This is a genomic window from Brevundimonas sp. UYEF29 (genome assembly GCF_040546195.1).
Lineage (GTDB): Bacteria > Pseudomonadota > Alphaproteobacteria > Caulobacterales > Caulobacteraceae > Brevundimonas > Brevundimonas huaxiensis.
Genome location: NZ_JBEPNH010000013.1, coordinates 1 through 14318, shown reverse-complemented (window position 1 = coordinate 14318; position 14318 = coordinate 1). Strand labels below are relative to the sequence as shown.

9 protein-coding genes are annotated in these 14318 nt (G+C 62.0%); 4 read left to right on the top strand and 5 right to left on the bottom strand.

Annotation, left to right across the window (positions count from 1 at the left end; translation table 11 throughout):
- Positions 1–53: 53 nt before the first annotated feature.
- Positions 54–3458 carry a class I SAM-dependent DNA methyltransferase gene (locus ABIB58_RS15100; RefSeq protein WP_354042381.1) on the top strand — a complete coding sequence of 1135 codons (3405 nt, stop codon included), beginning with the start codon at positions 54–56 and terminating at the stop codon, positions 3456–3458.
- A gap of 2 nt (positions 3459–3460) precedes the next feature.
- Here the strand turns inward: ABIB58_RS15100 and ABIB58_RS15095 are convergent, their stop codons facing one another.
- Both ABIB58_RS15095 and ABIB58_RS15090 read right to left on the bottom strand, forming a co-directional pair.
- On the bottom strand, positions 3461–3838 hold the full coding sequence (locus tag ABIB58_RS15095; RefSeq protein WP_045811250.1) for a response regulator: 378 nt from the start codon (positions 3836–3838) through the stop codon (positions 3461–3463).
- The gene (locus tag ABIB58_RS15090; protein WP_317133994.1) at positions 3835–5331 is read right to left on the bottom strand and encodes an HWE histidine kinase domain-containing protein; all 1497 of its coding nucleotides are present in this window, start codon (positions 5329–5331) and stop codon (positions 3835–3837) included. The genes ABIB58_RS15095 and ABIB58_RS15090 overlap by 4 nt, the downstream gene beginning before the upstream one ends.
- Positions 5332–5462: 131 nt before the next feature.
- Here ABIB58_RS15090 and ABIB58_RS15085 point away from each other — a divergent pair, with 131 nt between their 5' ends.
- Positions 5463–6983, top strand: a complete 1521-nt coding sequence (locus ABIB58_RS15085; protein WP_354042373.1) for a carboxylesterase/lipase family protein — start codon at positions 5463–5465, stop codon at positions 6981–6983.
- Positions 6984–6992: 9 nt separating this feature from the next.
- Here ABIB58_RS15085 and gor read toward each other — a convergent pair whose 3' ends face one another.
- Positions 6993–8375, bottom strand: coding sequence for a glutathione-disulfide reductase (gene gor, locus ABIB58_RS15080; RefSeq protein WP_354042369.1), 1383 nt, complete (start codon positions 8373–8375; stop codon positions 6993–6995).
- 108 nt (positions 8376–8483) lie between these two features.
- Complete coding sequence (locus ABIB58_RS15075; protein WP_354042366.1) at positions 8484–9995, bottom strand: tryptophan halogenase family protein; 1512 nt, start codon at positions 9993–9995, stop codon at positions 8484–8486.
- 480 nt (positions 9996–10475) lie between these two features.
- Between ABIB58_RS15075 and ABIB58_RS15070 the strand changes: the two genes are divergently transcribed.
- Entirely contained in the window at positions 10476–11951 is a 1476-nt protein-coding gene (locus tag ABIB58_RS15070; RefSeq protein ID WP_354042362.1) for an integrase arm-type DNA-binding domain-containing protein, read from the top strand.
- Positions 11952–11966: 15 nt separating this feature from the next.
- Here ABIB58_RS15070 and ABIB58_RS15065 read toward each other — a convergent pair whose 3' ends face one another.
- Positions 11967–13784 (bottom strand): ATP-dependent nuclease, encoded by a 1818-nt coding sequence (locus ABIB58_RS15065; RefSeq protein WP_291539386.1) that lies wholly within the window; start codon positions 13782–13784, stop codon positions 11967–11969.
- 299 nt (positions 13785–14083) lie between these two features.
- On the opposite strand from ABIB58_RS15065, the gene ABIB58_RS15060 reads away from it, so the two are divergent.
- Positions 14084–14230 (top strand): hypothetical protein, encoded by a 147-nt coding sequence (locus tag ABIB58_RS15060; RefSeq protein ID WP_354042358.1) that lies wholly within the window; start codon positions 14084–14086, stop codon positions 14228–14230.
- Positions 14231–14318 lie beyond the last annotated feature (88 nt).

The window sequence follows — 14318 nt, the reverse complement described above, 5'->3', positions numbered from 1 at the left end:
GTGGCCGCTTAAAACACACGCGAAAGACGCATTCTTGTTCTGGGGTGCGACTTATGGATGTGGACGACTTCATCAAGATTTGGACGAACGCTTCGGCTTCAGAGCGGCAGACAGCACAGTCCTTTGTTATTCAACTCTGCAGGGTTCTTGGTGTCGCCGCTCCTAATGACGAAAAGGTCGGCGACCCCGATTACGGGTTCGAACGGATCGTAAGGTTCCGTCACGACGACCTCAGCTCCCATTGGGGCTACATCGACTGCTATCGTCGCGAATGTTTCGTGCTTGAAGCGAAGCAGACAGCCAAGCGGTTGGCCAACAGTCCTGACAAGCAGCAGATGAAGTTGGTCGGGCCCGACGTTGTCGAACGAAAAATGGAGAAGGCTCGGGCCCAGGCAAAGGGCTATGCGCGAGCGCTGGACGAATGGCCGCCGTTTCTCATCATGGTCGACGTGGGGCGGAGCATTGAACTCTGGTCCGACTTCAGCCGCATGGGAAAGACCTACCTCCAGTATCCCGACCGCGAAAACTACCGGATTGCGCTTTCGGATCTACGCGATCCCAAGATCAGGGAGCGCCTGGCGGCCGTGTGGAGCGATCCCATGTCGCTGGACCCTGCAAGGCGTGTGGAGGAGACAACGACGGAAGTTGCTGTGCTTCTGGGACGCCTCGTTCAGTCCTTCCGAAAACGCTTCTCGTGCGAAGCAGCGGCAGCGAACGATCCGGTTCATCGGGCAGCATGGGAACGGCGCGTGGCCGTCTTTGTGATGCAGTGCGTTTTCGCCATGTTTGCCGATAGCGTTCAACTGATCCCGGATCGAGCCTTTGGCGAGTTCCTGAAAAGCTATCAGGGAGCTGCGCAGAACTTCAGCAAAGCGATCAGTCAGGTATTCCGCACGATGGATACGGGGGGTTACTGCCCGGTCCTTCGATGCGACATGCTCTGGTACAATGGCGGTCTGTACGCCGAAGACGCGGCGATCGCGGTTTCGGAAATTGAGCTGGATATTCTTTGTCAGGCTGCGGCCTGCGACTGGGCGAAGGTCGAGCCTGCGATCTTTGGCGCGCTGATGGAAAATGCCTTGTTCGCCGAGGAGAGGGGCGAGCTTGGAGCGCATTACACGCCAAAGGCCATGGTCGAGACGTTGGTTCAAGCGACCATCATGGATGTGCTGCAGGACGAGTGGGAAGCAACGAGCGTACAAATCGATAAGCTTGAACGGGAGGGATATCTTCGCAAGGCCTGTGAGCTGGCGAAGTCTTTTCACAACGCCTTGTGCCACATCACAGTGCTTGATCCTGCCTGCGGGACGGGCAACTTCCTTTCCATCGCCATGGACAGGATGAAGGGCCTTGAGGGCGAGGTTGTTGAGCGACTGGCGTCGCTGGGTGTTTCGCAGCGCGTGCTTGAGACAGATGGATTGTCGGTCGGCCCACGTCAGTTCATGGGCATCGAGAAGAACCCCCAAGCCGTCTGGATAGCCACCGTCGTCATGTGGATCGGCCATCTACAATGGCATTACCGGCACTCGGGCCAAGTGCTTACGTCCAATCCAGTTTTGAAGAATTACTGCGTCATCGAGCAGGGCGATGCGATCTTGCGGACAACTCAGATCCCCTGTTCATCATCGAGAGACGGCGTACGACACATTGAACCATTCGCGCCAACATGGCCAAAAGCCCACTTCATCATCGGAAATCCCCCCTTTATCGCGGGGAAGAATCTTCGCGACGAACTGGGCTCTGACTACGCCGAGGCGCTTTGGGCGTCTCGTGGAGAGCGGTTTCGGTCTGCCGATATCGTCACGGTTTGGTGGGACCGAGCGGCGGAAATTCTCATCGATGATGCCGCGAACCGAGGTCCGTTCAATGACCTCTCTGGTTCGCTTAGAACCCAGTCCATGCTTGCGCCGGCATTGCAGCGTTTCGGTTTTGTGACGACGAACTCAATCACTCAAACATTCTCACGCCGCGTAATTGAGGAGAGGCTTCATGGCGACGTGCCGATCCGATTGACGTTCGCCATTGCTGATCATCCTTGGATTAAAGGTAGGGGCGCCGCAGCCGTCAGGGTGGCGATGATGGTCGCAGAAGCTGGGCCTCCTAATGGGCGGGGGAGGCTGCTGTCTATTGCGCAGGAGAGCGCGGAAGGCGTGACCTATTCAGAAGCCAAAGGCGATATCGGCAGCGATCTCACGCTTGGGCGCGGGGTCGAACGAACCGTGCGCCTGAAGGCCAACGCAATGCTGGCTTACCGCGGCGTGCAGTTGATGGGAGACGGCTTCCTGATTGCTTCGGAGAAAGCTGCGGTATTGGCCAATCAGTCGTTTGATCGACAGACCATACCTCTCAGGTCCTACCGCAACGGCAAGGATTTGACGGACCGCTCGCGGGACCTTCAAGCCATCGATCTGTACCGATGGTCACAGGAAGAGGCCATTCGACAGCATCCCGGCTTCATGCAGCATTTGATGGAAACGGTGAAACCGGATCGGGACGCCAACAACAGAGCATCTTATCGTGAAAACTGGTGGATTTTCGGCGAGCCGAGACGAGAACTTCGTCGGGCTTTGGAAGGATCGCCGCGCTTTATTGTGACGGTAGAGACGTCAAAACATCGCTGGTTCCGGTTTCTCGACGCCTCGATATTGCCAGATAATCGGTTGGTCTGCATTGCGTCTGACGACCCGTTCGTGCTGGGCGTGCTGTCGTCCAAGGTGCATCGGGCGTGGGCGCTTGCCGTCGGTGGAAAACTTGAAGATCGCCCTGTCTATTCTAAGGGAATGTGTTTCGACCGCTTTCCATTCCCCAACGCAAGTCCATTGCTGCGTGAGGAAATCGCCACCGTTGCGGAGGGTCTGGACGATCTGAGATCCCGCGTGCTGGGTCAAAATGCGGACCTGTCGATGACGGGCCTGTACAACGTGATGCAAAAGATCCTGGGCGGCGTAGCGCTTACCGAAAATGATCGAACCATCCGGCAGGCAGGTTGCGTGGACCTGCTTTTGCATATGAGCCAGCGTTTGGATGCGCTGGTTTTGCAAGCTTATGGATGGCCCTCAGATATCGGTGACGAGGCCATGATTTCACATCTGGTGGCGCTCAATCAAAGCCGAGCAGGGGAGGAAGACGCAGGGCAGATCCGTTATCTTCGACCTGGCTACCAGACAGGCAAGTCTCCTAAATCCCGCAAATCACACCCATCGATGCAGAACGAGGCGCCCACTTCTCGCCCGGTCTTACCGTCTGACGAAATCGCGCGAATTATGACTGTGTTGGAGGTGATGCGCGGAGTAGGGAGGCCGTTGGAAATCGAACATCTCGAAACCTGTCTCGAGATTCCAAAACGGGCGAAGGCCGTCACCGAAAGCCTTCGACACACTCTGGATATTCTAACAGCGGCCGGGAGCATTTACAGAACGGACGAAGGCTGGTTCGCGCCACGGCGGATGCCGAGTTAGGGTCAGGCCTCGGCGACGCCCATGGCCTTCATCAGGGCGTCGCGGATGGCGGCTTCGGTGAAAGGCTTCTGGATCGTGGGTTGGCCGCGCCACTCGTCGGGCAAACCGCCTTCGCCGTAGCCGGTTGAAAAGACGAACGGCACGCCGCGTTCCTTCAGCGCCTCGGCGACGGGAAAGACCTGACGACCGGCGACGTTCACGTCCAGCAGGGCGGCGTCGAGATTGTCCGTCTCTCGGGCCAGTTTTTGGCCGTCGTCCACATTGGAGGCGGGACCGATCGGCACGCATTCCATGTCTTCCAGAATGGTTTCCAGAAGCATGGCCACTAGGGATTCGTCCTCGACCACGAGGACACGGCGACCGGTCAGAGGTTGAGTCATTGTGCGGCCGTCCTGTCCAGTGGAACCGTCAGTTCCGCGATCAATCCATCGGCGGCGTAGACCAGATCGATCTCGCCCGCCAGATCATGTCGAATGTTTCGTTCAATCAAGCGGCTACCAAAGCCTCTTCTTTCCGGAGTCGTAACCTTCGGGCCGCCGATTTCTCGCCAGCTCAGCTTCAGTTTCCGGTCACGCTGATCCGCCAGGCCCCAGTCGATGAGGATGCGACCGTCCGGGGTATAAAGAGCGCCATATTTGGCGGCATTCGTCGCAAGTTCATGGAAAATCATGCCCAGCGACAGGACGACGGCCGGCTCCAGCGACACCGGCGGTCCATTCAGGCTTATGCGGGTCGGCCCGTAAGCTTCGGTCTCGTGTTCCAGGATGGCGCGCAGGTCGGCGCCCTCCCAATGGCTTTGCGTCAGCAGGTTGTGGGTGTGCGACAGCGCCATGATCCGCGACTGGAATGTCTCCGCAAAGCTTGCAGGGTCGGTGTTGGAGCGTGCCGTCTGGATGGCGATGGACTGCACCGTGGCCAGGGTGTTCTTCACGCGGTGGTTCAGTTCGTCGATCATCAGCTTCTGGCGCTGTGCGGCCAGGACGTTTTCGGTGATGTCGTGGCCCTGAACGAAGATGCCCACGACCGCGCCCGCGTCGTCGCGGATCGGTTGATAGATGAAGTTGAGATAGACGGTTTCCAGCAGCCCGTCGGGCTTGCGCTGCAGCTGGGCCGCGCTTTCGCGGCCTTCATAGGGTTCGCCTGTGGCGAAGACGCTATCGAGGAACTCGTAATAGCCTTGGCCTTCCAGTTCCGGCAGGGCCTGCCTGACGGGCTTTCCGGCGATGTCCCTGTGGCCGATGAGTTGGCTGTAGGCGTCGTTGTGCATCTGGAACCGGTGATCCGGCCCGGACAGGATGGCGACGAAGCCGGGCGCCTGCATGAACATTTCAACGAGACGATTGCGCTCGGTCTCTAGGCGACGATTGTCCTCCTGCACCGACTGGGCGCGACGCAGGACCGAGCCGCCGACGATGGCGTCCAGCGCGGTGGTCGGCTCATCCGGGCGGATCACGGGCGCCAGGTCCGTCACATCCGTGGTGTGCTGAAGCAGCATGACCACTTCGCCGTCGGCGTTCAGGATGGGCGTATGGGTGGCGCTCCACAGACGCTCTTCGAAAACCTCGCTGCCGTCCGGCTGGGCTCGAGGCATCGAGAAGCGCACGACCGCCAGATGATCGCGTTGGCGGGTGTCGCGCGCCTTTTCCAGTGAGGCACGGACTTGGCGGACGTTCTCCGGGGCGTCCGAGCCAGGGCCAGAATCGAAGGTCGAGAACAGGGGCTGACCGATCATGTCGCTACGCTTGGCGCCTGTGACATCCATATAGGCCTGGTTGACCTCGGCGATGCGCAGGTCAGGCGTAATCAGCACGTACGGATTGGGCGAAGCCTCAAAGGCCGCGCCCAGATCGACGGTCAGGTCGCTTGATTTCACTGTTTCGTTCAACGCCTACCCCGCACAGCTTGGCGATAACGCGCCATATCGAAAACGGTTCTCTCACCGTGTGTCGTGATCTGTGATCGCAAGATGATTGGCGCGCCGCCGGAATTTGCTAATCAGCGAGCATGACAATCGCCGGCGTTTTCGCCACCCTCTCGCTCATGATGGCGCCCGCAGCCGACCAGCCCACCGTCCGCATTCAGCAAGGCGTCCTGAACGGGCGCGCGGACGCCGATGTGGCGACGTTCAAAAACATTCCCTATGCCGCGCCGCCGACGGCCGAGCGGCGTTGGCGACCGCCCGGTCCCGCGCCGACCTGGCAGGGCCAGCGGGACGCCTCGGCCTATGGTCCGCTGTGCATCCAGGCGCCCCCGAACGGCGACCCCGGCGTCGGTCCCTTGCCGATGAGCGAGGACTGTCTGAACCTGAACGTCTGGCGGCCGATCAGCGCGGCGCAACCTGCCCCAGTCATGGTCTGGATTCACGGCGGCGGCCTGGTCAATGGGTCGGGAACCGCGCCGCTGTATGACGGAACGAACCTGGCCAAGCGCGGCATGGTCGTGGTGACGCTGAACTATCGACTGGGGCGGCTGGGCTTCTTCGATCACCCGGCGCTGGCGGCCGAGCGGCCGGCAGGCGAGGCGGCGGGCAACTACGGTCTGATGGACGTGACGGCGGCGCTGAAATGGGTGCGCGCCAATATCGCGGCCTTTGGCGGCGACCCTAAGAACGTGACCATCTTCGGCGAATCGGCGGGCGGGGCGATCGTCACGCGGCTGATGATCTCGCCGCCGGCGCGCGGTCTGTTCGATCGGGCGATCGTTCAGTCCGGACTGGGACGGGAGTTGCAGACGCCGCTGGACCGCAAAGGCGCCTATGGCGCGCCCTCAGCGCGGGAGCGCGGCGAGGTCTGGGCCTATGGCGCGGGATTGCGAACGGCGGCGGATTTGCGTGCGGCCCCGGCCGATCTGTTCCTGACGCCGCCGCCGGTCTTCGCCAACGGCGACCTGACGCTGATCGACGGGCGGGTCGTGCCGTCCACGGTTGACGCGGCGTTCAAGGCGGGGCGGCAGGCCCCGGTGCCCTTCATCATCGGCAGCAACAGCGCCGAGTTCTGGTGGATGCGGCCGACGGATCGCAACGGCTACGGTCAGATCGACGACGACATGACCTGGCTCGAGCGCGCCGACGCCGTTCAGGCCTATGGCGGGCTGGAGGCGTTCGACAAGCTGGCGATCACGGATCTGGTATTTTCAGAGCCTGCCCGGATGCTGGCGCGGCTGCATGCCAAGGCGGGCCATCCGGCCTGGCTCTATCGGTTCGATATCTCGTCGCCGCAGAATCCGGAGCCGCATGGCGGCGCGACCCATGCGATCGAGCGGCCCTATGTGTTCGGCACGCTGAACACCCTGCCGTATCCGGTCGAGGATCGGGACCGGAAGGCGTCGGAGGCCATGATGGGCTACTGGACCGCCTTCGCGCGCTCGGGCGATCCCAACGGTGTCGGGCGGCCACGCTGGCCCACGACGACGCTGAGGGACACCCGGCTGATGAACTTCGTCAATCCGGGACCGACCGTGACGCCCGTGCCGTTCAGCGCCCGGCTGGACCTGCTGGAACGGTTCCGCGAGCGGCGGAGGCCCTGAGCGCAAGCGTCAGCCGGCGGAGGTCGCGCCCGACTGCTTCTCCTTCAGCGTGACCAACTCCTCGGCCATGGTCGGGTGGACGGCGCAGGTGGCGTCCCATTGCGCCTTGGTCAGGCCCGCCTTCACCGCGATGGCGGCCAGCTGGATCATCTCGGGGCTGTCGGGTCCGACGATATGGACGCCGACCACGCGCTGGCTGTCGGCGTCGACCACCAGTTTCATCAGCACCCGCTCATCCGAGCCGGTGAAGGCGTATTTCATCGGCCGGAACCGGGTGACATAGACATCGACGCCATTCGAGCAGGAGCGGCGGGCCTCCGCCTCGCTGAGACCCACGACCCCGACGGGCGGCTGGCTGAAGACGGCGGTGGCCACGGCCTCGTAGTCGAAGTGCTGGGGATTGTCGCGATAGACGGTCTGATGGAAGGCGACGGCCTCGCGGATGGCGACGGGCGTCAGGTTCATCCGGTCGGTGACGTCGCCGATGGCCCAGATGTTGTCCGCCGTCGTCCTTGAATAGGGGTCGACCTTGATGGCGCCCGCTTCATTCAGCTCGACGCCTGCGTTCTCCAGCCCCAAATCCTTGACGTAAGGGATGCGGCCGGTGGCGAACATGACCACGTCCGTCTCCAGCTTCATCCCGTTTTCGAGGTGGTTGACCAGGCCGGTGTCGGTCTTTTCGATCTTCTCGTGCTGGCAGCCCAGAATGACCTTGATGCCGCGCTTTTCGATCTCTCCGGCCAGGTGCGCGCGCACATCGTCGTCGAAGCCGCGCAGGATGTTGGGGCCGCGATAGATCAGGGTCGTCTCGACGCCCAGGCCCGCGAAGATTCCGGCGAACTCCACCGCGATATAGCCGCCGCCTGCGATCAGGATGCGCTTGGGCAGTTCCGGCAAGTGGAAGGCTTCTTCGGACGTGATCGCGTGCTCGCTCCCCGGCAGTTCGTCCGGCTTCCAGGGGCGGCCGCCCGTGGCGATCAGGATCTTCTCGGCAGTGAAGGTGCGATCCTTGCCGACAATCTCGACCGTGTGGGCGTCTTTCAGAACCGCCCGCCCGTGGACCAGTTCGACCCCGGCCTTGCCCAGGTTGGCGGCATAGATGCCGGACAGGCGCGCGATCTCGACGTCCTTGGCCTCTAGGAAGGTGGGCCAGTCGAATTTGGCATTGTCGAACGACCAGCCGTAGCCCTCGGCGATCTCGAGCGCGTGGCTGACCTCAGACGCCATGACCATGAACTTCTTGGGCACGCAGCCACGGATGACGCAGGTGCCGCCGACCCGATATTCCTCGGCGACCGCGACCTTCTTGCCATCCAGCGCCGTCAGCCGCGCCGCCCGCACCCCGCCCGAACCGGCGCCGATGACGAAAAGGTCGTAGTCGTAGTCGGCCATAGGTCGGAGTCCGTTCAGCGGTAGGCATCGGCATTTAAGCCGCGCCGCGCGAAATCCAAGAGCTCAACGGTCTGTCCAGACCTAATCAGGTCGGTCGCATCGAGTGGTTTAGTTGATCGGCGGCGCCTTGCAGTTGGCGGCGATGAAGGCCTCGTGGGTCGGCATCCGCGCGACGCCCTGCTGGATCATCGCCTTCATCTTCTGCAACCATTGCTGGACCTGCTCCAGAGGAATGGTCTCGGTGATCGGATCATGCCGCTCGGGGATGACGCCCTGGCCGAGCAGCACGGCGATCCAGCTCGTCTCCTGAAACAGCTCGTCCTCGTAGCGGAAGATGCGGCCCCGGCTGCGGAACTGGTCCATCTTCTGCTTCAGCGTCTCGGGAATCGGCATGGCCCGCACGTGGCGCCACAGGGGCGAGTCGTCGCGCGCCGTGGCATGATAGTGCAGGATGATGAAGTCGCGGATGCGCTCGGTCTCCAGCCGCATCATGCGGTTGTAGTTGTCGATATCGGCCTGGGCGAAGCCGGTGTCGGGGAAGTGCAGCAGCAGTTTGGATATGCCCGACTGCACCAGATGGATGCTGGTCGACTCCAGCGGCTCCAGAAAGCCCGACGCCAGGCCCAGGGCTAGGCAGTTCTTGTTCCAGGTCTTCTTTCGGCGACCGGTGGTGAAGCGCAGGAAGTTGGGTTCGGCCATCGCCTCGCCGTCCAGGGAGGCGCGCAACTTGGCCTGGGCCTCGTCGTCGGAGATGAAGGGGCTGCAGTAGACATAGCCGTTGCCGGTGCGGTGCTGCAGCGGAATGCGCCAGCGCCACCCCGCTTCAAGGGCCGTCGATTGGGTATAGGGCGTCGGATCGCCGACCCGGGTGCAGGGCATGGCCACAGCACGATCCGCTGGCAGCCAGTAGGTCCAATCCTCGTAGCCCGTCTTCAGCGCCCCTTCGATCAGCAGGCCGCGGAAGCCCGAACAGTCGATGAAGAAGTCCGCCTCAAGTTCGCGGCCGTCATCCAATCGCACCGACTGGATAAAGCCGTCGCCGTCGCGCAGGCGCACGTCGGCGATCTTGCCCTCATGACGCACGACGCCTTGCGACTCGGCGCGTTGGCGGAGGAACCTGGCGTACAGGCCGGCGTCGAAATGGAAGGCGTAGGTCATCTGCGAGCCGGCGCCGCGCGGGTCGGTGTCAGGCCGGGTGAACCGGCCCGTGCGCGCCGCCATCGTCGTGACGGAATAGGCGTCCAGATCGTCGTCCAGCCCCGCCTTGTTCAGCCGTAGCCAGTATTGGTGGAAGGAGGCGGCGTCGATGCGCGTGCCATAGGTTCCGAACGGATGGAAGTAACTCTGGCCCTTCTGAAACCAGTCATGGAACTGGATGCCGAGCTTGTAGGTCGCCTGGGTGGCGCGAATGAATTCGTTCTCGTCGATGCCCAGCAGTTGGTTGAATAGCAGGATCGGCGGGATGGTGGCCTCGCCGACGCCGACCGTTCCGATGACCTCGGATTCGATTAGTTCGACCTTGATGGTGCCGCGCGTAACGTGCGCCAAGGCGGCGGCCGCCATCCAGCCGGCCGTGCCGCCCCCGACGATCAGAATACGTTTGAGCGGAGCAGGGGTCATCTGGCGTAACTGGTGAAGAGGCGAAGTGATCGGGCCAGGGCGGCGCCTTGTGCGATCAGTCGCGCGAACTGGCCGAGTTGTCGATCCTCGTTTTATGAGGCCTCGAAACCCATGCTCGGGACTGCAAACTAGCCCGCCGAAATGCGTGACGGTCGAGTGCCTGTTTTTTTGAGAAGCGACGATGGTGGGTGATCACAGGTTCGAACTGTGGACCCGCTGATTAAGAGAACCCGTTCTTCGGTTTTCCGGACCCCGCCGATTGCACGCTACAGCACGATCAAGCAATTGAAATAATTGACACTTTATACCCTCTAGAGCAGATTTGGCGTGTTCTTCGCATTTCGAGAAACAGACTCTCGAGCCGGAGTTCACCGTCCTAATCACCGTCCTAATGGGGGATTTCGGCACCGTCCTAACGCCGAAAACGTCAGCAAAATGCCCGATCAGCGCCTCGCTCTAACGGACAAAATTCTCATCGGCATGCCCTTCGCCAGAAGCGGGCAGATCGTGGTCCGCGACACCGAACAACCCGGCTTCGCGGTGCGGATCGGCGCCGCGACCAAGACCTTCATCATCCAGGCGGACTTGCGACGGGAGGACGGCGGTCGATCCACCATCAAGATGAAGGTGTGCGAGGTCGGCGAGCTCAACACGCGCGACGCCAGAACCAAGGCGAGGGGCCTGCTGCTTCTGATCGCCTCTGGAGAGGACCCGCGTCCCAAGAAGAAGGTTGAGATCCTGGCCGAGGCCAGAGCGGCAGAGCAGGCTGCGGATGAGGCGGCGCGTGTCGCGCCTCTCGGCATCCCGACCCTGCGAGAGGCTTGGTCGCGATTCAGGGTCTCCCACCTGGAGCGAAAGAAGCGAAGCCCCGCCACCATCCGGGGGTACGCAGACCATATGGAGCGTCTGTTCGCGGATTGGCTCGATCGTCCGTTGTCCGAGCTCGGCGACGAACCTCGACTTCTCGCGGATCGCCACGACCTGATCAGTGAGAACAACGGGCCGGCGATCGCCAACGGCGCGATGCGCAGCTTCCGGGCCATCTACAACCACGCGCGGAAGACATGCCGCGCCCTGCCGCCGGAGAACCCAGCGGCCGCAGTCGACTGGAATCCCGAACAGCGCAAGGACACCGCCATGGGCGTGACCGACCTGCCGGGCTGGTTCGAGCAACTTGCCCGGATCGCCAATCCGATCCGGCGCGAGTTCCACCTGATGACCCTGCTGTCGGGCTCGCGCCCGGAGGTGCTGAAGAATGTCCGTGTCACCGATCTCGACCTGAAGAACCGGGTCATGCACATGTCCAAGCCCAAGGGCGGGGAGGTGAAGGCCTTCGATATCCCGCTGTCGCGCGCGATGATGGAGTCGATCTTCCGGCTTCGGCGGATCGGGCCGATCATCTACCCGCAGAGCGGACGCGAGTGGCTGTTCCCGAGCGACGCGCCCTGCGGCCATATCACCGAGCACAAGGAAGACCGGGCTGTCTTGAGCCACTGGGGCAATGACCTACGCCAGACCTATCGGACGCTGGCGCAGGCGGCCGAGGTCTCCGAGGTCGATATGCATCTGCTGATGAACCACGCCCTGCCGGGCGTGAACTCCGGCTACATCACCCGATCGAAGCTGATGCGCGATCACCTGCGGGCTCAGCAGGAGCGGCTGTCCGCCTTCTTCATTGGCGCGGCCGTCAAGCGCGGTCGTGTGTCCAGCGATGAACTCAGCCGTTGGCTCAACAGCACCAGCCGGGCCGTGCTCGACGACCTCATGGCTGAGGATCCCGACGCCGTCCGCCTAAAGGCGGGGCCACGTGCCGCGCTGCGCAAGCTGGAAGTCCAGGCCGCGCGTATTTCGGTCCATGCCCTGCCGACGGTCCTTATCGATCCGCCGTCTCGCAGAAGCCGGCGGCCGGTCAAACTCGCGGTGGGAGACGCGCCTCCAGGCCGCACGATCGGTTGATCTGCGGGGGCCGTGTCATTCCGACGCTGTGAGGAATGTCCAAGCCGCAGCGGCGACGCTGTCGATCTGTTCTAGTGGCAAAGACTTCTCCGCCCGAGCCGCGAAGCGCGCTTTGAAATCGTCCGGCACGCCTCGGGAGAAGAACCAGTCAACCGAACCGGGCTCAGCAGCACGCAGGGGAGCGGCTGCCGACTGCGACAACGCCTTGTGATAGTTTTCATGGATGCTGGCGCGAGACGCCTCGGCTTCGTCGGCGCCGATAACATCCAGGCAAAGCTCCGCCGCGAGCGTCGCTGGGTAGAGGAACTCGGACGTGAAGAAGAGTTGGTCGAGACGGATGCCATATGTTTCGGCGAACGCCCGGCTCTCTGAAGACTGCGGCAGCAGCCAGACCCCCAGCTTCTTGGAGACGACGCAGATATCGGCAGGCGGTGCGACGCCACAGATATTTCGATGCGCTCGACGACCGGCGCCGTCGTTGTCGAACAGGAACAACACCGGAGCTTCCTGATGAAGGGCGCCAGCCAGAAGCAGTTTGGGAAGCAGCTCTGTGGTGGTCGCTGGCGTTCCATCGAGAATCCGAACGTTGATGGCCGCCTTGCTATGCCCGGCGCGAGCGAACGCGCTTTCCAGCAAAGCCTTGTCGTGGCGCCCCTCCACGAAGACAGTCGGCACCGTCAGAGCTTCGAGCTTGGCACGCAGTGAAGTGCTTTCGCGCTCAAGCTCGTCGCGTTCCTTCTTCAGTTCTCCCCAATGTCGGATCAGGTACGGGAGCTGGAGGAGGCTGGCCTCCTTCATTCGCGCCTCAGCGTCCTCCAGATTATCAATCACGCTGATGGCGTTCTTCGGCGTTACGGGATCAGCGCCTTCGCCATTGGCGCGCTGCTTCGAAACAAAGACGCGACGAATGTCCGTCTTCGTCTGTTCGGAGTTCGACAGATAGAAGGCGGGGGAGTGACTCGTGATGAACACCTGTGTGTCAGAGCGGGCCGCGATCACCGCAAAGCGTTCCGCCTCCGCGTCAGCAGCGCCGAGATCCAACGAGTTCTCGGGCTCCTCGAAGCCCCAGATGAAGAACTTCTTCCCAGATTCATTGTCGTTGATGTAGCGCAGCAGCTCCGGCAAATGGCGGGCTTTCACCCCGTCGCCCTTTTGACGCAAGAGCGAGTGCCCGTCTTCGCCATGAGCAAAGTCCAGGGAGCGGAACAGCAGTCCCATATCCGTCGGTGCGGCCAGCCGAGTCGTTGAACCAAACAACTTGCTAAGACCGTCCGACAGTCCGCTCGTCTGGCTTCTGATCGCATCTACGAATGTGTCGGTCGCCGTCTCGAACCCGCTGCTTTCGGCGGTCGCCGCGTACATCCGCTCGATCAGATCGCCGAAGACGTTCAGGTCCTTGATGGCCGGAATGTAGGTGAAGTCGATCTGATTGAGGAATCGGGTGAGCTGTATCCGCGACGCCTTCGACAGGCCGCGAGGCAACGTCTCCGTCATGTCGCCATCGATGTTCCACTGTCGCTTGATCGAAACAGTCTCGCCTAGAGATGCCCGGTAGTTCGAAGGCACATTGAAGTCGACGCGAATGGCGATGAACTGCCGACCCTTCGCTGCCTTGGCGGCGTCGCGGCGGATGTCACTGAAGTCCAGGTCAAAGTCGATCTCGCCGCGACCCGGCTCGGTCTCCTCGTTGAAGAAGAGGTTCAGAGCCCTCAGAAGGTTCGACTTGCCGCTGTCGTTGCGACCAAACACGACGTTCATGTCGCCGGGTCGATCAAGGCTCGCTGTGTAGAGGGAGCGGAGGTAGCTGATTTCGATGCGACGAATGAGTTTCATGAAATGGCGAGATCACGGCCCGACCGGTCTGGTAGCGAGCAGGGTGGAAGAATCGGCGGACAGCGCCACCATTGAGCGAATCCGTACCACCTCCAACGTTCTAGTACAGGTAGACAAGATCAGACCCCTCTATCCCTAACACGCCACGGGCGCGCGGTTCTGGCGGCAATTAGTCGGAGCAGGCTGGTGTGATCTCGCTCGGGGCCTACCAGGCGGACGCGTGGCCGAATGGGCCTCAGGGTTGTGGCGTCTTAAGGTCAAGCTGCTACAACGGGGTACTGGACTCGGATCATTTGACTATGGGCGCCGCCACCCCGCATTCCGCTGAAGCTTCGGCTTTGGGCTTCTACTTTCAGTCATTTGTCGGTCTGAGCACGCTTGTTGGCCAGGCTGACGACTCGGCGATCGTCGCTGTCGAGCGTGCTGATGATGTCGAGCTGAAGTGACGTGACCCCCATTTCTCATCCAGCCATAACGAGAGTCCTTTGGTGATCTGAGCTGGGGTTGTCGGGGTTGGCAAGAGGCCGGTCAGCG

What these genes read in the sequence shown, in the direction of transcription:
- ABIB58_RS15085 (WP_354042373.1), top strand. Translation starts at nt 5,463, where the DNA reads ATGACAATCGCCGGCGTTTTCGCCACCCTCTCGCTCATGATGGCGCCC.
- ABIB58_RS15065 (WP_291539386.1), bottom strand. Translation starts at nt 13,784, where the DNA reads ATGAAACTCATTCGTCGCATCGAAATCAGCTACCTCCGCTCCCTCTAC.
- ABIB58_RS15075 (WP_354042366.1), bottom strand. Translation starts at nt 9,995, where the DNA reads ATGACCCCTGCTCCGCTCAAACGTATTCTGATCGTCGGGGGCGGCACG.
- ABIB58_RS15100 (WP_354042381.1), top strand. Translation starts at nt 54, where the DNA reads ATGGATGTGGACGACTTCATCAAGATTTGGACGAACGCTTCGGCTTCA.
- ABIB58_RS15095 (WP_045811250.1), bottom strand. Translation starts at nt 3,838, where the DNA reads ATGACTCAACCTCTGACCGGTCGCCGTGTCCTCGTGGTCGAGGACGAA.
- gor (WP_354042369.1), bottom strand. Translation starts at nt 8,375, where the DNA reads ATGGCCGACTACGACTACGACCTTTTCGTCATCGGCGCCGGTTCGGGC.
- ABIB58_RS15060 (WP_354042358.1), top strand. Translation starts at nt 14,084, where the DNA reads ATGGGCGCCGCCACCCCGCATTCCGCTGAAGCTTCGGCTTTGGGCTTC.
- ABIB58_RS15070 (WP_354042362.1), top strand. Translation starts at nt 10,476, where the DNA reads ATGCCCTTCGCCAGAAGCGGGCAGATCGTGGTCCGCGACACCGAACAA.